Annotated in this window: 20 protein-coding genes; 4 read left to right on the plus strand and 16 right to left on the minus strand. The window is 69.2% G+C overall.

The window, feature by feature from the left end; all coding sequences use genetic code 11:
* Positions 1 to 9: 9 nt before the first annotated feature.
* The 9 genes from ABID77_RS11115 to clpB all read right to left on the minus strand — a co-directional run bounded on the left by ABID77_RS11115 (position 10) and on the right by clpB (position 9,253).
* Positions 10 to 738, minus strand: coding sequence for a DUF2848 domain-containing protein (locus ABID77_RS11115; protein ID WP_429595193.1), 729 nt, complete (start codon positions 736 to 738; stop codon positions 10 to 12).
* A gap of 23 nt (positions 739 to 761) precedes the next feature.
* Entirely contained in the window at positions 762 to 2,159 is a 1,398-nt protein-coding gene (locus tag ABID77_RS11120) for a TRAP transporter large permease (RefSeq protein ID WP_429595196.1), read from the minus strand.
* A complete protein-coding gene (locus tag ABID77_RS11125) occupies positions 2,156 to 2,776 on the minus strand; it encodes a TRAP transporter small permease subunit (protein WP_429595199.1) in 621 nt (206 codons plus the stop codon). The genes ABID77_RS11120 and ABID77_RS11125 overlap by 4 nt, the downstream gene beginning before the upstream one ends.
* Entirely contained in the window at positions 2,776 to 3,861 is a 1,086-nt protein-coding gene (locus ABID77_RS11130; RefSeq protein WP_429595202.1) for a TRAP transporter substrate-binding protein, read from the minus strand. Before ABID77_RS11130 ends, ABID77_RS11125 begins: the two co-directional genes overlap by 1 nt.
* 96 nt (positions 3,862 to 3,957) lie before the next feature.
* A complete protein-coding gene (locus ABID77_RS11135; protein ID WP_429595205.1) occupies positions 3,958 to 4,767 on the minus strand; it encodes a putative hydro-lyase in 810 nt (269 codons plus the stop codon).
* Positions 4,764 to 5,156, minus strand: a complete 393-nt coding sequence (locus ABID77_RS11140; protein ID WP_429595208.1) for a cupin — start codon at positions 5,154 to 5,156, stop codon at positions 4,764 to 4,766. The genes ABID77_RS11135 and ABID77_RS11140 overlap by 4 nt, the downstream gene beginning before the upstream one ends.
* Before the next feature lie 127 nt (positions 5,157 to 5,283).
* Positions 5,284 to 6,201 carry a LysR family transcriptional regulator gene (locus tag ABID77_RS11145; protein WP_429595211.1) on the minus strand — a complete coding sequence of 306 codons (918 nt, stop codon included), beginning with the start codon at positions 6,199 to 6,201 and terminating at the stop codon, positions 5,284 to 5,286.
* Positions 6,202 to 6,284: 83 nt separating this feature from the next.
* Positions 6,285 to 6,626 carry a hypothetical protein gene (locus ABID77_RS11150; protein WP_429595214.1) on the minus strand — a complete coding sequence of 114 codons (342 nt, stop codon included), beginning with the start codon at positions 6,624 to 6,626 and terminating at the stop codon, positions 6,285 to 6,287.
* 5 nt (positions 6,627 to 6,631) lie between these two features.
* A complete protein-coding gene (gene clpB, locus ABID77_RS11155) occupies positions 6,632 to 9,253 on the minus strand; it encodes an ATP-dependent chaperone ClpB (protein WP_429595217.1) in 2,622 nt (873 codons plus the stop codon).
* 207 nt (positions 9,254 to 9,460) lie between these two features.
* Between clpB and ABID77_RS11160 the strand changes: the two genes are divergently transcribed.
* Positions 9,461 to 10,450, plus strand: a complete 990-nt coding sequence (locus ABID77_RS11160; protein WP_429595220.1) for a Bug family tripartite tricarboxylate transporter substrate binding protein — start codon at positions 9,461 to 9,463, stop codon at positions 10,448 to 10,450.
* A gap of 27 nt (positions 10,451 to 10,477) precedes the next feature.
* On the opposite strand, the gene ABID77_RS11165 is transcribed toward ABID77_RS11160, so the two are convergent.
* The 7 genes from ABID77_RS11165 to ABID77_RS11195 form a co-directional block, all read right to left on the minus strand.
* On the minus strand, positions 10,478 to 10,966 hold the full coding sequence (locus tag ABID77_RS11165) for a molybdenum cofactor biosynthesis protein MoaE (RefSeq protein WP_429595223.1): 489 nt from the start codon (positions 10,964 to 10,966) through the stop codon (positions 10,478 to 10,480).
* Between the two features lie 2 nt (positions 10,967 to 10,968).
* Positions 10,969 to 11,220, minus strand: coding sequence for a MoaD/ThiS family protein (locus tag ABID77_RS11170; protein WP_429595225.1), 252 nt, complete (start codon positions 11,218 to 11,220; stop codon positions 10,969 to 10,971).
* A gap of 10 nt (positions 11,221 to 11,230) precedes the next feature.
* Positions 11,231 to 12,496, minus strand: a complete 1,266-nt coding sequence (locus ABID77_RS11175) for a molybdopterin molybdotransferase MoeA (protein WP_429595228.1) — start codon at positions 12,494 to 12,496, stop codon at positions 11,231 to 11,233.
* On the minus strand, positions 12,489 to 13,034 hold the full coding sequence (gene mobB, locus ABID77_RS11180; protein WP_429595231.1) for a molybdopterin-guanine dinucleotide biosynthesis protein B: 546 nt from the start codon (positions 13,032 to 13,034) through the stop codon (positions 12,489 to 12,491). Before mobB ends, ABID77_RS11175 begins: the two co-directional genes overlap by 8 nt.
* Before the next feature lie 97 nt (positions 13,035 to 13,131).
* A complete protein-coding gene (gene thrC, locus ABID77_RS11185) occupies positions 13,132 to 14,559 on the minus strand; it encodes a threonine synthase (RefSeq protein WP_429595234.1) in 1,428 nt (475 codons plus the stop codon).
* On the minus strand, positions 14,559 to 15,884 hold the full coding sequence (locus ABID77_RS11190) for a homoserine dehydrogenase (RefSeq protein ID WP_429595238.1): 1,326 nt from the start codon (positions 15,882 to 15,884) through the stop codon (positions 14,559 to 14,561). The genes thrC and ABID77_RS11190 overlap by 1 nt, the downstream gene beginning before the upstream one ends.
* Before the next feature lie 99 nt (positions 15,885 to 15,983).
* Positions 15,984 to 17,222 carry a pyridoxal phosphate-dependent aminotransferase gene (locus tag ABID77_RS11195; protein ID WP_429595240.1) on the minus strand — a complete coding sequence of 413 codons (1,239 nt, stop codon included), beginning with the start codon at positions 17,220 to 17,222 and terminating at the stop codon, positions 15,984 to 15,986.
* A gap of 66 nt (positions 17,223 to 17,288) precedes the next feature.
* Here ABID77_RS11195 and ABID77_RS11200 point away from each other — a divergent pair, with 66 nt between their 5' ends.
* The 3 genes from ABID77_RS11200 (at position 17,289) to ABID77_RS11210 (ending at position 20,450) form a co-directional block, all read left to right on the plus strand.
* Complete coding sequence (locus ABID77_RS11200; RefSeq protein ID WP_429595243.1) at positions 17,289 to 17,675, plus strand: Mth938-like domain-containing protein; 387 nt, start codon at positions 17,289 to 17,291, stop codon at positions 17,673 to 17,675.
* A 140-nt stretch (positions 17,676 to 17,815) separates the two neighbouring features.
* Positions 17,816 to 18,292 carry a peroxiredoxin gene (locus ABID77_RS11205; RefSeq protein ID WP_296307823.1) on the plus strand — a complete coding sequence of 159 codons (477 nt, stop codon included), beginning with the start codon at positions 17,816 to 17,818 and terminating at the stop codon, positions 18,290 to 18,292.
* Between the two features lie 568 nt (positions 18,293 to 18,860).
* Complete coding sequence (locus tag ABID77_RS11210) at positions 18,861 to 20,450, plus strand: PhoH family protein (protein WP_429595246.1); 1,590 nt, start codon at positions 18,861 to 18,863, stop codon at positions 20,448 to 20,450.
* Positions 20,451 to 20,560 lie beyond the last annotated feature (110 nt).

Here is a 20,560-nt window from a genome sequence, read left to right on the forward strand (position 1 = left end):
CGGCCATTCTCAGGCCACCACCTCCAGCGCCCGCACGGCGTAGCGGTGCACGATGCGGCGGCCGTGGCGCGGGTCGTGGATCTCCAGTTCCATCTCCGCCGCCGGGCGGATGCCCTCGCCCCGCGCGTTGGGGATGGCGCCGAGCGTGCCGCAGGTCATGAAGCGGCCCTCCTCGCCACCCTCGGCGGCGTAGATGCCGTCGCGCAGGCCGGCGAGCGGACGGATCGACGCGAAGGTGCCGGCCTGGTAGTCGACCCACACGCCGTCCTCCAGGATGCGCGAGCGCAACTGCAACTCGTCCTGGTGGTCGGCGACGTCGCGCCAGCGCCAGGCGGTGGCGGCCACCGGCTTGGCGCACATCTGCTTGGAGACGGCGACCGAGTAGGTCTCGACCCGGCGGTCGGTATGGTCGGAGGCGACCGTGAGCCACCACTCGCCCGCGGCGAAGAACAGCATCGGCTCGGCCTCGCCGGAGCTGTGCGGGCCCAGGGCCTCGATGACATCCGACTGCGTCAGCAGCCCGGCGCCGACGCGGTAGTACAGCGGCACGCTGGAGGGCCGGGGCACGCCGATAGCCTCGAGTTCCTCGATGTGGTGGGCGATGGCGGCGGCGTCGCGGCCGGTCCAGCCGGCGATCACCATCTGGCGCGGCGCCACGTGCAGGAGCCGCGTCGCGCGGGTGCCGTCGGTGGCCACGGATTCGCAGGCGAAGGAGAGGTTCGGGGAGGTCGATGACATGGAAAGGGGTCCGCGAAAGAAAGTCACATGAGGTAGGCCGGCAGCCACAGCGCGATGGCGGGGAACACCATCAGCACGACGATCGCGAGCATGTAGACGAACATGAAGGGCAGCACGCCGGCGAAGACGTCGGTGATCGGCCCGGGCTGGCGGCGCATGCCCTGGAGCACGTAGAGCACGGTGCCGTCGGGCGGGCTGATCATGGCGATCTCCACCAGCATCGTGATGACCACGCCGAACCAGATCGGGTCGTAGCCCAGCGCCGTGACCACCGGGAACAGCAGCGGGATGGTGGTGATCACCATCGACATGCCCTCCATGAAGGTGCCCAGCGCCAGGTAGAAGCCGATGATCACCAGCATGATCACCCAGCCCGGGAAGGGCAGCCCCGTGAGGAACTTCGCCAGCATCTGCGGGATGCCCAGCGACGACAGGATGTAGTTGAGGAAGTACGCGCCGAAGAGGATCAGCGCGATCATCGACGTGGTGCGCGCGGTCGCCTTCATCGACTCCGACAGCATCTTCCACTTCAGCTTGCGGTCCGCCGCCGCCAGCACCAGGCTGCCCGCGACGCCGAGCGCGGCCGACTCCGTGGGCGTGGCCCAGCCGGCGTAGATGGTGCCCAGCACCAGCCCGATCAGCAGTGCCGTGGGCACCAGGTCCGACAGGCTGGCGATGCGGTGGCGCCACGTGATGGCCTTCGAAGCCGCGTCGCCGTGCAGCTTGAGCTTGTGGCTGTAGTACAGGATCACGGCCGTGAACAGCGCCACCACCAGGATGCTCGGCCCCACCGCCGCCAGGTACAGCGCGCCCACCGAGGTCTCGGTGATCAGGCCGTAGATGATGAAGGTGATGCCCGGCGGAATCAGGTTGCCCAGCGCGCCGCCGGCGGCCAGCGAGCCCAGCACCAGCTTGGGCGGGTAGTGGCTCTTCTCGAAGTACGGCAGCGCGACCGAGCCCATGGTCGCGGCGGTCGCCACGCTGGAGCCGGCCACGGCGGAGAACACGCCGCAGGAGATGATGTTGGTGTGCAGCAGGCCGCCGGGCAGGCGCCCCATCCAGATGTTGAGCGCCCGGTAGAGCCGCTCCGACAGCCCGGCGCGCAGCATCACCTCGCCCATCAGCAGGAACAGCGGCACCGACACCAGCACGAAGTTGGTCGACGGGCTCCAGATCATCTCGCCGATGAAGTTCCAGAACGGCCGCTCCGACAGGCCGAAGCCCGCGAGCAGCGACAGCAGGGCAAGCGCCGCGCCCACGTAGATGCCGCCGGCGAAGAAGCCGACGAAGGCGACCAGCACGCTGGCCAGCGCCCACCACGGCACGCTGGCCGAGGCGGCCGCGGCCGGGCCCTGCACGCCGAAAAGCGAGGCGCCGCCGATCAGCAGGCCGATGGCGACGATGAAGACGATGGCGATCATCGGGCGGCTCCCGTGACGGCGGGCTGGAGGGCCGGCGATTGCATGCCCTGCTGGGCCTCGGCCACGGCTTCCAGGGTTTCCGCGGCCTCGTCGACGTAGGTGCGCGCCATGAGCATGCGGTCCATGCCGTCGGCGTCGCCGGTGGCGATCTGTCGCACGGCGCGCGCGGCCAGCGCCACCACCGCCAGCAGCAGCAGACCGAGCCCGGCGGCCCACAGGCCCTGCGGGATCGCCAGCGGCGTGTGCAGCGCCGACAGGTCGGTCGAACCGAAGTCCCACGAGTCCTTGGCGAGCGAGAAGGCGCCCCAGGCGAAGAAGCCCGAGGCCACCAGCAGCGCCACCAGCGAGGCCAGGTGCAGCCAGACGCGCACGGCCAGCGGCATCTTCTGCACCAGCACGTCGATGCGCACGTGGCCGCGCTCGAACAGCGTGCCCGCCAGCCCCCAGCTCATGCCGATGGCCATCAGGTAGCCGGTGACCTCGGTGGTGGCCTCGGTCGAGAAGCCCAGCAGCCGCCGCGCGGCGATGTCGAAGCAGATCAGCAGCGTGATCACCAGGTAGCACCAGCCGGCGATGGTCATCGCCTTGGCGCTCACCCATTCGAGGGCGCGGAACATCACTTGGCCGTGTAGGCGATGCCGATGATCGGGGCGATCACCTGGGCGTAGGTCGCGGCGCAGCGCTCGCCGCAGCGCTTGATCCAGCCGGGCAGCACGTCGTCGGCCACGTGCTTCTGCAGCGCGGCGGCGACGCCGGACTCGGCCCTCGCCTCGACCATCGGCTTATTCATCAGCGTGTGCAGCTTGCAGCCGTCGGCACGGCCGACGTTGCAGGCGACGCCGTCGTTGGTGGCCTCCAGGCCGAGCTTCCACTGCGCCTCCTGCACCTCGCCCATGGTCTTCTCGAACTGGGCGCGGACGGCCGGATCGAGCTTGTTCCACCAGGCCAGGTTGACGAAGTAGCCCGAGGTCGACCACGACAGCGGCAGCGTGTAGAGGTGCGTCGTGACCTCCGGCCACTTCACGCCGTTGCCGGAACCCGCACCGGTGATGCCGCAGTCGACCGTGCCGCGCTCCAGCGCCGTGTAGACCTCGCCGAAGGCCAGCGACACCGGTTGGCCGCCGAGCGACTTGATCAGGTCGGAAGCCGACGGGCCGTTGGTGCGCACCTTCAGGCCCTTGAGGTCGGCCAGGCTCGCCACCGGCTTGCGGCAGAACAGCATCTGGCCGGAGAACGGATAGGTCGCGACCAGCTTGATGCCCAGGCGCTCCAGGTCCTTGTTGGCCACCGGCACCATGGCGTCGGCCACCTTGCGGGCCTGGGCGATGTCGGCGTTCATGCCGGCGAGGTCGACGCCGTCGAGCATCGGCACGTCGCCCGAGACGGTGGTCAGCGGCGCGGCGGCGATGTCGACCTGGCCCGAGCGCACCAGGCGCAGCACCTCGGGGCCGTTGACGTTGCGCTCCGGCCAGGACGACAGCGTGACCTCGACGCGGCCGCCGGTGGCCTTGGCGATGCCGTCGCGCAGCAGCGGCTGGTCGACGCGGGTGTACTGCGGCAGGTTCGGCGAGACCTGCGTGATCGCCTGCACGGCGACCTTGGGACCGGCCGGCACCTGGGCGGCGGCGGGGCCCCCCAGCAGCAGGGCCGCGGCGGCGCTCACGGACGCGAGGGCGGCGAGGGAAGTCGGGAAGCGCTTCATGGATGGACTCCTGGGGACGAAAGGCGGATGGAAAGATCGAGCGGAAAGAGACGGAGCGACAGGCCGCGACCGTCGTTGAGCGGTGGGGCGGTGGCGCTAGAAGCTGGCGATGCGGTGATTGAGCAGGTCCGTGACCAGCATGCAGCCGGGCGCGTGCGTGATGCACAGCGGCGGCTTCGCGGCCATCACCACCGACTGCGGCGTCACGCCGCAGGCCCAGAAGACCGGCAGTTCGTCGTCCAGGACGGCGACCGGGTCGCCGAAGTCCGGCGCGGCGAGATCGGCGATGCCGATCAGGTCGGGCCGGCCGATGTGGACCGGCGCGCCGTGCACCTGCGGAAAGCGAGAGGTGACCTGCACCGCGCGGATGGCGTCGGCCGCCTTCATCGGTCGCATCGACACCACCAGCGGTCCGCGGAAGACGCCCGCCGGCGCGGTCGGCACGTCGGTGCGGTACATGGCGACGTTGCGGCCCTCGGCGACGTGGCGCAGCGGCACGCCGGCCTCGAGCAGCGCCTCCTCGAACGAGAACGAGCAGCCGATCACGAAGCTCACCAGGTCGTCGCGCCACAGGTCGGCGATGTCCGTCGGCTCGTCGACCAGCACGCCGTCGCGCCAGACGCGGTAGCGCGGCAGGTCGCTGCGGATGTCGAGGTCCGTGCCCAGTCCGGGCGGCGCCGGATCGCCCGGCTCCGACACCGCCAGCAGCGGGCAGGACTTGGGATTGCGCTGGCAGAAGCGCAGGAAGTCGTCGGCCTGCGCCTTCGGCAGGATCGCGAGGTTGCCCTGCACGTGACCCGGCGCCATGCCGGCGGTGTGGCCGGCGTGACGGCCCGAGCGCATCAATGCGCGGGCGGTGCGGCCATCGGGCGCGAGCGCGGCCAGGGAAGCGGTGGCGGCGTTCATGCGTGGTACTGGAATTCGAGCAGCACGCAGCCCGTGCGCGAGACGAAGGGACCGTGCACCGCCCCGGGTGGGCGGCAGGCGAAGGTGTAGGGGCCGAAGGTTTCGCCGCCCTCGCCCTCGGCGTCGCAGCCGACCACCAGCTCGCCCTCGACAATGAAGACCTCCTCGTGGAAATCGTGCACCACCGGCCGGTCGATCAGGGCACCGGCCGACCAGCGCGCGAGCCGCGTGCGCGAGCCGGTGCCGGCGGCCGGGTCGAAGTCGTCGGCCAGGACGATCTCCTCGATGCGGCCGGCCGAGCAGGCCACCGGCGACCAGGCCGTGGCGGTGTCGTCGGGACGGATCGCGAAGAACTCGCGATGTCGCTTGGTGGTCGTGGAACGGTGCATGGCGGGCAGTGTTGTCGCGCCCGCCCACAGGGTCAAACGGGAAATTCTTTTGACGATCGATAGCGTTTCGTGATGCACGACCGTGGCGCATCGCTTCGCCCCATCTTCGGGCGCCGCATGCGCCGCATCAGGGCGCGCGGGCGTCGTCGCGGCAGGTCGAGAGGAACTGGTCGCACGCCGTCTGCGCCATGCCGACCAGGGATTCGGCCAGCGGCGACGTGGGTTCCAGCCGCATGCTGGCGACCAGCGGGAGCGCGATGGGCGTCGGGTCGACGTCGAGCGCCACCAGCCTGCCGTCGCGCAGGTCCTGCTGGATCACCGCCGGCGGCAGCAGCGCGGTGCCGAAGCCGGTTCGCGCCAGATCGACCATGGCCCCGATCGACGAGAAATAGCTCACCCGCAGCTTGGCGCAGCCGCCGGCGTTCTGCGCGATGTTGCGATAGACGCTCGACTCGCGATTGAACGAGATGATGGGCTGCTCGGCGATGTCGGCGAAGGACAGCAGCCGGCGCGAGGGGAATTTCAGCGCCAGCGCCGGGCTGGCGACCCAGCGCATCGCGAGGTTGGCGATGCGGCGGTTGTCGATGAAGCCCGGCGTGATCTCCTCCGACAGGATCACGCAGTCGAGCATGCCGCGCAGCAGGTCGTCGCGCAGGCGAGGGGTGATGTCGCACACCAGATCGAGCGTGGCGTTGGGATATTTCTCGGCGAAGCGCGAGAACAGGTCGGGCAGCCAAGTGTGGGCCACGGTCTCGATGACGCCGATGCGCAGCATGCCCGAGAAGGCATCGGACTGGCCCATGGCCATGACCATGCGGGCCTGCAGCTCCAGCATCCGCTCCGCGTACGGCAGCAGTTCGGTGCCGTGGTAGGTGAGCATGACGCCACGGTGCTCACGGTCGAACAGGCGCACGCCGAACTGCTCCTCCAGCGTGGCGATGCGGCTGGAGATGCCGGCCTGGGTGGTGTGCATCTTCTCGGCCGCCGCCTTGAAGCTGCCGAGCTTGACGACCCAGACGAAGGCCTCGAGAAAGCGCACGTTCATGCACGCAGTCTATCGAGGCAGGAGAGAAAAACGAGCGACACGCCCGCGTCGGACGTTCGTCGCCGGGACGATGCGTGCCGACCCTACTCGCCGCGCACGACCGGCCGCGCCCGCACGTCGGTCACGTCGTCGGCCGGGCCGAGCACGACGGGGCTGCGCACCGACTCGCCCCGGGCCCGCGCACCGACCACGTCGGCCGCGCTGGGCTCGGCGGCCCGGCCCGCCGCACGGAAGCGTTCGAAGCCGCCGCGCGGATCGAAGCGCCCCGCCATGGCGGCCCAGGGCGACACCGGCTTGCCGGTCAGGCGCGCCCAGCCGTAGCGGGCGCCCCAGACCGCGGCCAGCACCGCGACCAGGAAAAACAGGCCCGTCGCGACGATCAGGCCCAGCAGGAACAGGACGATACGTATGAAAAAGTTCATCATCGGCATTAGGCCAGAGCCTCGGCCGATGGTTCCTCCTTCCGGGTGAACGAGAACTGCCCTGGCGACTGGATGGGATCGGTTCCGACATGGATCGTGTCCTTCGGGCCGAAGGTGCCGTCGAGCAGCAGCTTGGAGAGCGGATTCTCGATGCGCTGCTGGATGGCGCGCTTGAGCGGCCGCGCGCCGAACACCGGGTCGAAGCCGACCTTGGCGATCTCCGCGAGCGCCGGAGCCGACACGTAGAGGAACAGGTCCATCTTCGCCAGCCGCGCCTGCAGCACCTTGAGCTGGATCGCCGCGATCGACTCGATGTTCTTCGCGTCGAGGGCGTGGAACACCACCGTCTCGTCGATGCGGTTGAGGAACTCGGGGCGGAAGTAGTTCTTCAGCTCGTCCCATACCGCTTCCTTGATCTCCTCCGACGGCCGACCGACCATCGACTGGATGATCGGCGAGCCGATGTTGCTGGTCATGACGATGACGGTGTTCTTGAAGTCCACCGTGCGGCCCTGGCCGTCGGTCAGGCGTCCGTCGTCGAGCACCTGCAGCAGCACGTTGAAGACGTCCGGATGGGCCTTCTCCACCTCGTCGAGCAGCACCACGCTGTAGGGCTTGCGGCGCACGGCCTCGGTCAGGTAGCCGCCCTCCTCGTAGCCCACGTAGCCCGGCGGCGCGCCGATGAGGCGCGCGACCGAATGCTTCTCCATGAACTCGCTCATGTCGATGCGGATGAGGTGGTCCTCGCTGTCGAACAGGAAGCCCGCGAGCGCCTTGCACAGCTCGGTCTTGCCCACGCCCGTCGGGCCGAGGAACAGGAAGCTGCCGGTCGGGCGGTTCGGGTCCGACAGGCCCGAGCGCGAGCGCCGGATGGCGTTGGCGACCGCGCCGATGGCCTCGTCCTGGCCGACCACGCGCTCGTGCAGCCTGTCCTCCATGACCAGCAGCTTGTCGCGCTCGCCCTGCATCAGCTTGGCCACCGGAATGCCGGTGGCGCGCGCCACCACCTCGGCGATCTCCTCGGCGCCGACCTGCGTGCGCAGCAGCGTGGGGGCGCTGCCCTTGCCCTTGTGGGTCTCGCTCTCCTGCGCTTCCTTCAAGCGCTTCTCCAAGCCGGGCAGCTGCCCGTACTGCAGTTCGGCGACCTTGTTGAAGTCGCCCTTCTGCGTGAACTCGGCGATCTTGAAGCGGATCTGGTCGATCTCTTCCATGACCTCCTTGGAACCTTGCGCCTGGGCCTTCTCGGCCTGCCAGATCTCGTCGTAGTCGGCGATCTCCTTCTGCAGCTTGACGATCTCGTCCTCGATCAGACCGAAGCGCTTGACCGAGGACTCGTCCTTCTCGCGGCGCACCGCCTCGCGCTCGATCTGCAGCTGGATCAGGCGGCGGTCGAGCCGGTCCATGACCTCGGGCTTGGAGTCCATCTCGATCTTGATCTTGGCCGCCGCCTCGTCGATCAGGTCGATCGCCTTGTCGGGCAGGAAGCGGTCGGTGATGTAGCGGTCGGAGAGCTCGGCGGCGGCGACGATCGCCGGGTCGGTGATCTGCACGCCGTGGTGCACCTCGTACTTCTCCTGCAGGCCGCGCAGGATGGCGATGGTCGCCTCCACGGTCGGCTCGCCCACCAGGATCTTCTGGAAGCGGCGCTCCAGCGCGGCATCCTTCTCGATGTACTTGCGGTACTCGTCGAGCGTGGTGGCGCCCACGCAGTGCAGCTCGCCGCGCGCGAGCGCCGGCTTGAGCATGTTGCCTGCGTCCATCGCGCCCTCGGCCTTGCCCGCGCCCACCATGGTGTGGAGCTCGTCGATGAAGACGATGGTCTGGCCCTCGTCCTTGGCCAGCTCGTTGAGCACGCTCTTCAGGCGCTCCTCGAACTCGCCGCGGAACTTGGCACCGGCCAGCAATGCGGCCATGTCGAGCGACAGCACGCGCTTGCCCTTGAGCGACTCGGGCACCTCGCCCGCGACGATGCGCTGGGCCAGGCCCTCGACGATGGCGGTCTTGCCCACGCCCGGCTCGCCGATGAGCACGGGGTTGTTCTTGGTGCGCCGCTGCAGCACCTGGATGGCGCGACGGATCTCCTCGTCGCGGCCGATGACCGGGTCGAGCTTGCCGCGGCGGGCGCGCTCGGTGAGGTCCATGGTGTATTTCTTCAGGGACTCGCGCTGGCCCTCGGCGTCGGCGCTGTCGACGCCCTGGCCGCCGCGCACGGCGTCGATGGCCGCCTCGAGCGACTTGCGCGTGAGGCCCTGCGCGCGCGCGAGGTCGCCGATGTCGGCCTTGCTGTCGGCCAGGGCCAGCAGGAACAGCTCGCCGGCGATGAACTGGTCCTTGCGCTTGATGGCTTCCTTCTCGGTCGCCTGCAGCAGCTTGTTGAGCTCGGGGCCGACCTGCACGGCCTCGCCGCCCTGGACGTGCGGCAGCTTCTTGATGGCGGCCTCGGCCGCCTGCGACAGGCCGCCGACGTTGACGCCGGCGCGCTCGAGCAGCGCGCGCGGGCCGTCCTCCTGCCGCAGCATCGCCGCGAGCAGGTGGGCCGGCTCGATGTAGGCGTTGTCGTTGCCCAGCGCGAGCGACTGGGCGTCGACGAGGGCTTCCTGGAATTTGGTGGTGAGTTTGTCTTGGCGCATGGCGAATGTTTCCTTGCCTCGAAAATAGGACCATGGCGCGGCGATTCAAGGGTCGGCCGACCGGCGCGCCGGCCCCGGGTCCGGGTCCGGGTCCGGGTCCGGGTCCGGGTCCGGGTCCGGGTCCGGGTCCGGGTCCGGGTCCCGATCTTGCGCGCACTCCCCTCCTCCCATCCACCTTTCTTCCGACACAGACACATGACATCGACGATGCGGACTCCTTCCCCCTCACGGCGCGGCATCCTGGCCGCCGGCCTGGGCGGCCTCGCGGCCCTGGCCACCGGAACGACCCGCGCGCAGGGCGGCGGCGCGCCGATCCGCCTGCTGGTGGGTTTCCCGGCCGGCGCCGGCAGCGACGCCATCGCGCGGGCATTGGGCGAGAAGCTCAAGGACGAACTCGGCGTGCCGGTGGTGGTGGAGAACCGCGCCGGCGCCGGCGGCCAGATCGCCGCCCAGGCGCTCCGGGCCGCGCCGGCCGACGGCCACACGCTGCTGCTCTCGCACGACCACACGATCTCGATCCTGCCGCAGGTGGTGAGGAACCCGGGCTTCGACCCGGCCGTCGACTTCGTGCCGGTGGCCGGCTTCGCCAGCTTCGCCAACGTGCTGGCGGTCTCGGGCGGCACGCCGGCGCGCAGCCTCGACGAGTACGTCGCCTGGATCAAGACCAGGCGCGGCGGGCGCGACACCATCGGCGTGCCGGCTCCGGCGTCGATCCCCGAGTTCCTGGTGAAGATGATCGCCGACCGGACCCGCCTGGACATCCAGGCCGCGCCCTACCGCGGCAGCGCGCCGATGATGGCCGACATGCTGGGCAACCAGATCAGCGCCGGCATCGCGTCGGTGCCGGACTTCATCGAGAACCACCGCGCCGGCAAGGTCCGCATCGTCGCCACGATCGGCGCCAGGCGCCAGGCGCTGCTGCCGCAGGTGCCGACCTTCGGCGAACTCGGTTTCGCCAACCTCGACGACCTGCCCTACTACGGCGTCTTCGCGCCGGTGGGCACGCCCCAGCCCTTCGTCGAGCGCTTCGGCGCCGCGCTGGCCAAGGTGCTGATGATGCCCGACGTGCGCCAGAAGCTCACCGCGATGGGCCTGACCGTCGGCTACGAGCCGCAGGGCCAGTTCGCCGGGCGGGTGCGGACGTACACGCAGTCCTGGCGGCGGATCATCCAGGCCAACGGCTTCAGGCCCGCCTGAAGCCGACCCGAGGCCGGCCGACGCCGCTCAGGCGTTGGAGGCCTCGATGCCCCAGCGCGCGAGCGCGGCGTCGTCGGCGACGCGGGCGTCGACCCAGCGCGCGCCTTCGGGCGTCCCTTCTTTCTTCCAGAAGGGCGCCTGGGTCTTGAGGTAGTCCATCAGGAATTCGCAGGCCTTGAAGCTCTCGCCGCGGTGCGCCGACACGACGGCGACCATCATGATGCGGTCGAGCGGCTGCAGCAGCCCGACGCGATGCACCACGCGGGCGCCGAGGATGTCGAAGCGCGCGTGGGCCTGGTCGATCATGGCCTCGATCGCCCGCTCGGTCATGCCGGGGTAGTGCTCCAGTTCCATCGAGGCGACGGCGCTGCCGTCGTTGCGGTCGCGCACCGTGCCGACGAAGCTGCAGACGGCGCCGATGCGGGCGTCGGCGCCGTGCAGCGCCTCGATCTCGCGCTGCAGGTCGAAGTCTTCCGTCTGCACCGAGACGCGTGGCGGACGGGGATCGGCGGCCATGCTCAGCCCCCGGTGACCGGCGGGAAGAAGGCGATCTCGGCGCCGTCGGCCAGCTCGGCGTCCTCCCGGCTCATGAGCTGGTCGCGCGCCATGCGCACGGCCTTGCCGCGCGCGAGCGCCGTGGCGTGCGCGCCGCCGCGCGCGATGAGTTCGTCGCGCAGGTCGGCCAGCGTGCCGGCCTCGGTGCGGACGGTCTCGCCGCCGCCCAGGGCTTCGCGCACGGAGGCGAAGTAGCGGATCCGGATGGTTTTCATGGAAGGTCGTTCAGGCCAGCAGGCTCTCGAAGGGAATGAACCGCACGGTGTCGCCGCGCCGGAACGGCTGGCCGGCCGGCGTGTCGATGACGCCGTCGCCCCAGACCACCGAGGTCAGCACGCCCGAGCTCTGGTTGGGAAAGAGGTCGAGCCCGCCGGCCGCGTTGCGTCGCGCCCGCAGGAACTCGCGGCGCCGGTCGGCGCGCGGCCAGTCGGCGTCGACGCGCATCGGCACGGCATGCGGCTCGACGTGCTCGACGCCCTGCAGGCGCAGCACGAAGGGCCGCACCAGCATCAGGAAGGTCATGAAGCTCGACACCGGATTGCCCGGCAGGCCGGTGACGTGGGCGTCGCCGATGCGGCCGTACGCGAAGGGCTTGCCCGGCTTGATCGCCAGCGACCACAGCGAGAGTTCGCCCAGCGACTCGATCGCGACGCGGATGTGGTCCTCCTCGCCGACGGAGACGCCGCCGGTGGTGACGATCAGGTCGTTCGACGCCGCCGCCGTGCGCAGGGCCGCGACGGTGGCCTCGAGGCGGTCGGGCACCAGGCCCAGATCGGTGACCTCGCAGCCCAGGCGTGCGAGCAGCGCGCGCATGAAGAAGCGGTTGGAGTTGTAGATGGTGCCGGGCTTCATGGCCTCGGGCGCGACCTCGCCGGGCATCACCAGCTCGTCGCCGGTCGACAGCAGCGCGACGCGCGGGCGCTTCGCCACCCGAAGGCGGTCGAGGCCGACGCTAGCGGCCAGCCCCAGCGCGGCGGGCGTCAGGCGCGCGCTCCTCGCGAGCACGACGTCGCCCCGGGCCACGTCCTCGCCGGCGCGGCGGATCCACTGGCCGGGCGCGGGCACGATGCCGATGCGCACGCGATCGGTGCCGGCGATGGCGGCGACGTCCTCCTGCATCACGACCGCGTCGGCGCCCTCGGGGATCGGTGCGCCGGTGAAGATGCGCGCCACGCTGCCGGCCGCGAGCGGCATGCCGACGCTGCCAGCCGGGATGCGCTGCGACACCGGCAGCTCGGCGCCGGCCGCGGCGCAGTCGGCGCCGCGCACGGCATAGCCGTCCATCGCGCTGTTGTCGTGCGGCGGCACGGTCAGGCCGGAGACCACGTCCTGCGCCAGCACGCGGCCGTCGGCCTCGAAGGTCGGGACGTCCTCGGTCGCCGTTGTCGGCGCGGCCTTGGACAGGAGCGTCGCCAGCGCGGTCTCCAGGGGCATCAGGGCGGGTCGCGGCGCGGACGCGGCGGGGGCCGCGGAGGAAGTCGGTTCAGGCATGGTGGGGGAGCTTGTAGTCGAAGCGGTCCGCCTGCGCGAGCAGCCAGGCCACGACCGCGTCGGCGTCGTTGATATCGAGCACCGGCAGCGCCGTCGGATGCGGCAGCCGCCGCGGCGCGTCGGTGGCGACGGCGACGACGTGGGCGTCCTCGGCGTAGTGCGGCGGGCGCGGCGGCGCGTCGGATGCCGGCTCGCGCCAGACCTCGACCTTGGGCAGGTCGGCATGCCGGAAACCCTCGACCAGCACCCAGTCGACGCCGGGGTCGAGCTCGGCGATCAGGTCGTGCACGGACAGCTCCATGGGCCGTTCGAACTCGCGGATCAGCGCCAGGCGCCGGTCGGAGGCGACGACGACCTCGAAGGCACCCGCCTCCCGATGACGGTACGTGTCCTTGCCCGGATGGTCGATGTCGAAGCGATGGTGCGCGTGCTTGACCACCGACACGCGCTGCCCCCGCGCCTTGAGCAGCGGGATCAGGCGCTCGACCAGCGTCGTCTTGCCCGCGCCCGAGTAGCCGGCGAAGCCGATCGCCTTCATGCGGCGCTCACGGCGGGACGGCCGCCTCGTTCACCCGTGCGATGCGCGAAGCGTCCGCGCACCGTGCCGGCCGGCCGGAGCGAAGGGCGCGCGCGCCTCACGCGCTGACCGCGTCGCAGTGCTGCGCGATGTAGGCCTTGACGGCCCGCGCGTCGGCGGCGAGCTTGTGCACGCGCTTGGGCAGGGCCTCGATGCCCTCGAACTTCACCGGCCGATCCGGCTCGTGGCCCAGGGCCTCGACGATGGTGGCGGCGAACTTGATCGGCAATGCCGTCTCCAGCACGATCATCGGCACGCCGGGCGTCAGGTGCTCGCGCGCGGCCTTCAGGCCGTCGGCGGTGTGCGTGTCGATCAGGGTGGCGAAGCGCCGGTCGGTGTCGCGGATGGTCGCCAGGCGGTCGGCGTGCGTGCTGCGGCTGCTGGCGAAGCCGAAGCGCGTGGCGGCCTCGGCGAAGCGCGGATCGGCGCTGAGGTCGAAGAAGCCGTGGCGGCCGAGCTCGCCCTCGAACAGGTTGCGCGTGAGCACGCCGTCGCGGCCGAGCAGGTCGAAAGCGAAGCGTTCGAAGTTGCTCGCCTTGCTGATGTCCATCGACGGGCTCGACGTCTCGTGCGTGTCGGCCGCCGAGCGCACGCGGTAGACGCCGGTGCGGAAAAACTCGTCGAGCACGTCGTTCTCATTGGTGGCCACCACCAGCGTGCGGATCGGCAGACCCATCATGCGCGCCACGTGGCCGGCGCAGACGTTGCCGAAGTTGCCCGAGGGCACCGAGAAGCTGACCTGCCGGTCGTTCGAACCCGTGGCCTGGAAGTAGCCCGCGAAGTAGTAGACGACCTGCGCCAGCAGGCGCGCCCAGTTGATCGAGTTGACCGTGCCGATGCGGTACTGACGCTTGAACGGCAGGTCGTTGGAGACCGCCTTGACGATGTCCTGGCAATCGTCGAACACGCCCTCGATGGCGATGTTGTGGATGTTGGCGTCCTGCAGGCTGAACATCTGCGCCTGCTGGAACGGGCTCATGCGGCCGTCCGGCGAGGTCATGAAGACGCGGATGCCCTGCTTGCCGCGCATCGCGTACTCGGCCGCGCTGCCGGTGTCGCCGCTGGTGGCGCCGAGGATGTTGAGCGTCTCGCCGCGGCGGCCCAGTTCGTACTCGAACAGGTTGCCCAGCAACTGCATCGCCATGTCCTTGAAGGCCAGCGTGGGGCCGTTGGACAAGGCTTCCAGGTAGGTGCCGTCCTCCAGCTCGCGCAGCGGCACGATCTCGGCGCTGCCGAAGACCTCGGCCGTGTACGTCTTCGCGCACAGGGCACGCAGGTCGGTCGCCGGGATGTCGTCGATGTAGAGCGAGAGGATCTCGAAGGCCAGCTCGGCATAGGGCAGCGCGCGCCAGCGCCCGAGGGTGGCCGCGTCGACCTGTGGGTAGTGCGCCGGCAGGTACAGGCCGCCGTCGGGCGCCAGGCCCTCGAGCAGGATGTCGCAGAAGCGGCGGGGGGTGGCGTCGCCGCGGGTGGAGAGGTAGTGCATCAGCTCAGCTCTTCCTTGCGCAGCCGCACGATCGGCGCGAGCACGGTCGGCAGGGCCTGCAGTTCGGCGATGGCGTCGTCGAGCGTGCCTTCGCGCGTGTCGTGGGTCAGGATGATGACGTCCGTCTGGGTCGAGCCCTCGCCGCCGATCTCGTCGGCCTCGCGCTGGAGCACGGCGTCGATGCTGATGCCGGCCTCGGCCAGCAGGCCGGTGACCTTGGCCAGCACGCCGGCCTCGTCGGCCACGCGCAGGCGCAGGTAGTAGCTGGTGACGACCTCGCGCATCGGAACGACGTCGAGGTGGTCGTTCATGGCGTCGGGGTGGAACGCGAGGTGCGGCACGCGCTGCGCGGCATCGGCCGTGTGCAGGCGCGTGATGTCGACCAGGTCGGCGATCACGGCGCTGGCCGTGGGCTCGCTGCCGGCGCCCTTGCCGTAGTAGAGCGTGGTGCCGACGGCGTCGCCGTGCACGACGACCGCGTTCATCGCGCCCTCGACGTTGGCCAGCAGCCGCTTGGCCGGCACCAGCGCCGGGTGCACGCGCAGTTCGATGCCGCCGGCGGCGCGGCGCGTGATGCCCAGCAGCTTGATGCGGTAGCCGAGTTGTTCGGCGTACTTGATGTCCTGCGCGGCGAGCTGGGTGATGCCCTCGACGTGCGCCTTGTCGAACTGCACCGGCATGCCGAAGGCGATGGCGCTCATCAGCGTGATTTTGTGGGCGGCGTCGACGCCCTCGATGTCGAAGGTCGGATCGGCCTCGGCGTAGCCCAGGCGCTGCGCTTCCTTGAGCACGGTCGCGAAGTCGAGCCCCTTGTCGCGCATCTCCGAGAGGATGAAGTTGGTGGTGCCGTTGATGATGCCGGCGATCCATTGGATGCTGTTGGCCGTCAGGCCCTCGCGCAATGCCTTGATGATCGGGATGCCGCCGGCCACGGCCGCCTCGAAGGCGACCATCACGCCCTGCTGCTGGGCGGCGGCGAAGATCTCGGTGCCGTGCACGGCCAGCAATGCCTTGTTGGCCGTCACCACGTGCTTGCCGGCGGCGATGGCCTCGAGCACCAGCTGGCGGGCGATGCCATAGCCGCCGATCAGTTCGACGACGATGTCGATGTCGGGGTTGGCGATGACTTCGCGCGCATCGGCAACGACGCGCGCGCCGTCGCCCACGGCGGCGCGGGCACGCTCGACGTCGAGGTCGGCCACCATCGTGATCTCGATGCCGCGGCCGGCGCGGCGCTTGATCTCTTCCTGGTTGCGGCGCAGCACGTTGAAAGTGCCGCTGCCGACGGTGCCGATGCCCAACAGGCCGACTTGGATGGGTTTCATGGATACAGCAGTCATGTCAAGGAAACGGAGCGGGACGCCGGACGGCTCGACGGTCGCACCGGGGGTGCGGGAGGAGCGGCCGCGGCGTCGAGTGAGACGTCAGGCCGTGGCGGCCAGACGCAGGCGGTTGCGATAGCGCTCGAGGAACTTCGCGATGCGCTCGATCGCCTCGCGGAGATCTTCCTCGTGCGGCAGGAAGACGATGCGGAAGTGGTCGGGGGTGGCCCAGTTGAAGCCGGTGCCCTGCACCAGCATCACCTTGGTCTCCTTGAGCAGTTCGAGGAAGAACTGGCGGTCGTCCTCGATCGGATAGACCTTGGGGTCGAGCTTCGGGAACATGTAGAGCGCCGCCACGGGCTTGACGCAGGTCACGCCGGGGATCGCGGTGATGAGCTCGTAGGCCAGGTCGCGCTGGCGGCGCAGCCGACCGCCCGTGCCCACCAGGTCCTTGATGCTCTGGTAGCCGCCGAGCGCCGTCTGGATCGCCCACTGGCCCGGCACGTTGGCGCACAGGCGCATGTTCGAGAGCATGTTGAGCCCCTCGATGTAGTCGCGCGCCACCTTCTTGTCGCCCGAGACCACCAGCCAGCCGGCGCGGTAGCCGCACGAGCGGTAGCTCTTGGACAGCGAGTTGAAGGTCAGCGTGAGCACGTCGTTGGACAGGCTGGCGATGGCCGTGTGGCGCACGCCGTCGTAGAGCACCTTGTCGTAGACCTCGTCGGCGAAGATCACCAGGCCGTGCTCGCGCGCGATGTCGACGATGCCGCGCAGCAATCCTTCGGAATACAGCGCGCCGGTCGGGTTGTTGGGGTTGATGACGACGATGCCCTTGGTGCGCGGGGTGATCTTGGCGCGGATGTCGGCCAGGTCGGGCATCCAGCCGTTGTCCTCGTCGCACAGGTAATGCACCGGACGGCCGCCCGACAAGCTCGTCGACGCGGTCCACAGCGGGTAGTCGGGGGCCGGCACCAGCAGCTCGTCGCCGTCGTCGAGCAGCGCGTTGGTGGACATGGCGATCAGTTCGCTCGCGCCGTTGCCCAGGTAGATGTCGTCGAGCGTCACGCCCGCAATGCCCTGCTTCTGCGTCTCGTGCATGACGGCCTTGCGCGCCGCGAAGATGCCCTTGCTGTCGGAATAGCCCGCCGACGCCGGCAGGTTGCGGATCATGTCCTGCTGGACTTCCTCGGGGGCGTCGAAGCCGAACACGGCGAGGTTGCCAATGTTGAGCTTGATGATCTTCTGGCCCTCTTCCTCCATCTGCTTGGCGGCGTCCATGATGGGGCCGCGGATGTCGTAGAGCACGTTGGCCAGCTTGGCCGATTTCTTGAGCTGCTTCAAAGTCCCTCCGAGGGCTGCCCACACAGGGGAAAACCTATAATTTGACCACAGTTCCACGACGCCCCAATGAAGCTTCAGCCCGACAAATCCGAGGTCCAGACCATCACCGCGTACGGCCCGGGCTGGATCGCGATCAACCACGAACGCCTCGAGTCCAGCGTCATCGTGAGCGCTGGTGGCGAGCGTCTGGCCTGGGACTGCGCGAGCTTCGAGACGCTAGGCGCCGAGCACTTCGCCCAATTGGCGACGCTGGATGCGGAGATGGTGATCTTCGGCAGCGGAGCACGCCTGCGTTTCCCGCACCCTTCGTGGCTGCAGCCGCTCATGGCCCGTCGCACGGGGGTCGAAACCATGGACACCGCGGCGGCCTGCCGCACCTACAACATTCTGGCCGCCGAAGGGCGCCGCGTCGTGGCCGCCCTGCTGGTGGAGCGCCCCTCGGGTGGAACTTGAGAAACATTTCGCGTTAAAATCGCAGGCTTGCGACTTGGCGATCCGCCTGCCCGATCCGCCCCCAAAGTGAGCAACGACCAATCCCCCATCGCCCCAGCGGCGCGGCCCCGCGATGGAACCCAACGGAGAAAACAAGTTTCATGGCGATCGTTGTCAACAAACCCATTCCCGAGTTCGAATCCACCGCCACCGGCGGTCTGAAGGTTTCGAACACTTCGCACCTCGGGCACGTTCTGGTGATGTATTTCTATCCCAAGGACAACACGCCGGGCTGCACCACGGAAGCCATGCAGTTCCGTGACCGCTACAAAGATTTCGTCAAGGCCGGCGCCACCGTCTTCGGTGTGTCGCGCGACAACATGAAGTCCCACGAGGAGTTCAAGGCCAAGCTCGAACTGCCGTTCGAACTCATCGCCGACACCGAAGAGAAGATGTGCCACATGTTCGGCGTGGTCAAGAACAAGATCATGTACGGCAAGAAGGTCAAGGGCATCGAGCGAAGCACCTTCCTGGTCGGCGCCGATGGCATCCTGAAGGCCGAATGGCGCGGCTTGAAGGTACCGGGCCACGTCGACGACGTCCTCAAGGCCGTGAAGGCCCTGAAGAAACCCGCCTGATTCCACGGCCCTGCCTCGGGCAGGTGCGATGTGCATAATGAACTTATGCCTTTGAGCGCTCCGACTGCATCCTCCGAACAAAGCCGCTCTGGTTTCCAGGCGGCTTTTTCGCTTTCTGGCCCTTTTCATCTTGCGAGCAGAACGCCTCATGCCCTTGCCTCCCGCACCCACGAAACGCGCAGCCCTTCTTTCACCCGATGCGCTCGATGCACCCGCGCGTTCCTCGCACAAATCTTCGCGTCGCGGCAGCAGCACGCGAGCCCTTGAGGATGTGCGCGACGACAGCCTGCAGAATTCCGTCGCGCTTGATCGGAACGAGTCCGTCCATGCTGGTGGCGAGATCGTGGCCGCACCGGCCGTGTCGACCTCGCCACGCGCGTTCGGCCATGTGACCGGCGCCGAACCGGCACAGCAGATCGAAACCAAGTCCCGCCCCGCAGCGCAGTCGGCAACCGATACGGACGCCGTCGCCAAGGTCGCTTCGACCGATGGCGAAGTCGCAGATGCGCCCATGCAGCAGGAACGCACCGCAGCACGCGGCACCTCCCGCAGGCGAGGCAACCGCACGGTGACCCCGACACCGGCCCCGATGGTCTCGGCGCCCGTCGGCGATGACATCCAGGCACGTGCCCCGGCACCGGGCCTGCCCGAACCCTCGCCGGCGTCGGTGCCCGCGGCCCGTGCGCGCGTCGAGCGTGGCGACGCGCAGGAAACCACCCGCTCGCGTCGCACGGCGCGCCAGGGCGGTGCGTCCAAGCTGTTCGTGCTCGATACCAACGTGCTCCTGCACGATCCGATGTGCCTGTTCCGCTTCGAGGAGCACGACGTCTTCCTGCCGATGATCGTGCTGGAGGAACTCGACGGCCACAAGAAGGGCACCACCGAGGTCGCGCGCAACGGCCGCCAGACCAGCCGCACGCTCGACGCCCTCGCCGGCGCCCAGGGCGCGGACATCGCCAAGGGCCTGAAGCTCGACACCACCGGTCACCGCGAGGCCGGCGGCAAGCTGTTCTTCCAGACCTCGCCGCTGGACTATTCGCTGCCCACCAGCCTGCCGCAGGGCAAGGCCGACAACCAGATCCTGGGCGTGGTCCAGGCCCTGAGCGAACTCCATGCCGAGGACCGTCCGGGTCAGCCGAAGCGCGACGTGGTGCTGGTGTCCAAGGACATCAACATGCGCGTCAAGGCGCGCGCGCTGGGCCTGGCGACCGACGACTACCAGAACGACAAGACGCTCGAGGACGGCGACCTCCTCTACGCCGGTTCGCTGGCGCTGCCGCCGGACTTCTGGACGCGGCAGAGCAAGACGGTGGAGAGCTGGCAGAGCGGCAGCAGCACCTTCTACCGCATCAGCGGGCCGATCGTGCCGAACCTGCACATCAACCAGTTCGTCTTCTTCGAAGCGCCCGGCGAGCCGAGCATGTACGCGCGCGTGACGGAAATCCGCGACAAGACGGCGGTGTTCAAGACGCTCAAGGACTACGGCTCGGCGAAGAACGCCGTCTGGGGCGTGGCGACCAAGAACCGCGAGCAGAACTTCGCGATGAACGTGCTGATGGACCCGGACATCGACTTCGTCACGCTCGCTGGCACGGCCGGCACCGGCAAGACGCTGATGGCGCTGGCCTCCGGCCTCACGCAGGTGCTCGACGACCGCCGCTACACCGAAATCATCATGACGCGCGCGACCGTGAGCGTCGGCGAGGACATCGGTTTCCTGCCGGGTACCGAGGAAGAGAAGATGGGTCCGTGGATGGGCGCGCTCGACGACAATCTCGAATTCCTGGCCAAGGGCGACGGCGGCGGTGCCGGCGAATGGGGCCGCGCCGCCACCAACGAGCTGATCCGCAGCCGCATCAAGATCAAGAGCATGAACTTCATGCGCGGTCGCACCTTCCTCAACAAGTACGTGATCATCGACGAGGCGCAGAACCTGACGCCCAAGCAGATGAAGACGCTCATCACGCGCGCGGGTCCGGGTACCAAGATCATCTGCATGGGCAACTTGGCGCAGATCGACACGCCCTACCTCACCGAGGGCTCGTCGGGCCTGACCTTCGCGGTCGACAAGTTCAAGGGCTGGCCGCACAGCGGGCACATCACGCTGGCGCGCGGCGAGCGTTCCCGGCTGGCGGACTTCGCGAGCGAAGTGCTCTGACGGCCTTCGTGCCGCCGGAACGAGCCCGCGCTGCCGCAAGGCCGCGCGGGCTTTTTTCAGCCGCCTGCAGGCGACTGTCCGGACTGCTGACAGAACGTTGTCAGGAGCAC

Origin of the sequence: Variovorax sp. PvP013 (assembly GCF_050435945.1) — a bacterium.
In the GTDB taxonomy this organism is placed as follows: domain Bacteria; phylum Pseudomonadota; class Gammaproteobacteria; order Burkholderiales; family Burkholderiaceae_C; genus Variovorax.

Coding starts and splice junctions, on each gene's coding strand:
- ABID77_RS11200 (WP_429595243.1), top strand. CDS start 17,289: ATGAAGCTTCAGCCCGACAAATCCGAGGTCCAGACCATCACCGCGTAC.
- ABID77_RS11145 (WP_429595211.1), bottom strand. CDS start 6,201: ATGAACGTGCGCTTTCTCGAGGCCTTCGTCTGGGTCGTCAAGCTCGGC.
- thrC (WP_429595234.1), bottom strand. CDS start 14,559: ATGCACTACCTCTCCACCCGCGGCGACGCCACCCCCCGCCGCTTCTGC.
- ABID77_RS11115 (WP_429595193.1), bottom strand. CDS start 738: ATGTCATCGACCTCCCCGAACCTCTCCTTCGCCTGCGAATCCGTGGCC.
- ABID77_RS11165 (WP_429595223.1), bottom strand. CDS start 10,966: ATGGCCGCCGATCCCCGTCCGCCACGCGTCTCGGTGCAGACGGAAGAC.
- ABID77_RS11170 (WP_429595225.1), bottom strand. CDS start 11,220: ATGAAAACCATCCGGATCCGCTACTTCGCCTCCGTGCGCGAAGCCCTG.
- ABID77_RS11190 (WP_429595238.1), bottom strand. CDS start 15,884: ATGAAACCCATCCAAGTCGGCCTGTTGGGCATCGGCACCGTCGGCAGC.
- ABID77_RS11130 (WP_429595202.1), bottom strand. CDS start 3,861: ATGAAGCGCTTCCCGACTTCCCTCGCCGCCCTCGCGTCCGTGAGCGCC.
- ABID77_RS11150 (WP_429595214.1), bottom strand. CDS start 6,626: ATGATGAACTTTTTCATACGTATCGTCCTGTTCCTGCTGGGCCTGATC.
- ABID77_RS11205 (WP_296307823.1), top strand. CDS start 17,816: ATGGCGATCGTTGTCAACAAACCCATTCCCGAGTTCGAATCCACCGCC.
- ABID77_RS11160 (WP_429595220.1), top strand. CDS start 9,461: ATGCGGACTCCTTCCCCCTCACGGCGCGGCATCCTGGCCGCCGGCCTG.
- ABID77_RS11135 (WP_429595205.1), bottom strand. CDS start 4,767: ATGAACGCCGCCACCGCTTCCCTGGCCGCGCTCGCGCCCGATGGCCGC.
- ABID77_RS11120 (WP_429595196.1), bottom strand. CDS start 2,159: ATGATCGCCATCGTCTTCATCGTCGCCATCGGCCTGCTGATCGGCGGC.
- ABID77_RS11125 (WP_429595199.1), bottom strand. CDS start 2,776: ATGTTCCGCGCCCTCGAATGGGTGAGCGCCAAGGCGATGACCATCGCC.
- ABID77_RS11175 (WP_429595228.1), bottom strand. CDS start 12,496: ATGCCTGAACCGACTTCCTCCGCGGCCCCCGCCGCGTCCGCGCCGCGA.
- ABID77_RS11140 (WP_429595208.1), bottom strand. CDS start 5,156: ATGCACCGTTCCACGACCACCAAGCGACATCGCGAGTTCTTCGCGATC.
- mobB (WP_429595231.1), bottom strand. CDS start 13,034: ATGAAGGCGATCGGCTTCGCCGGCTACTCGGGCGCGGGCAAGACGACG.
- clpB (WP_429595217.1), bottom strand. CDS start 9,253: ATGCGCCAAGACAAACTCACCACCAAATTCCAGGAAGCCCTCGTCGAC.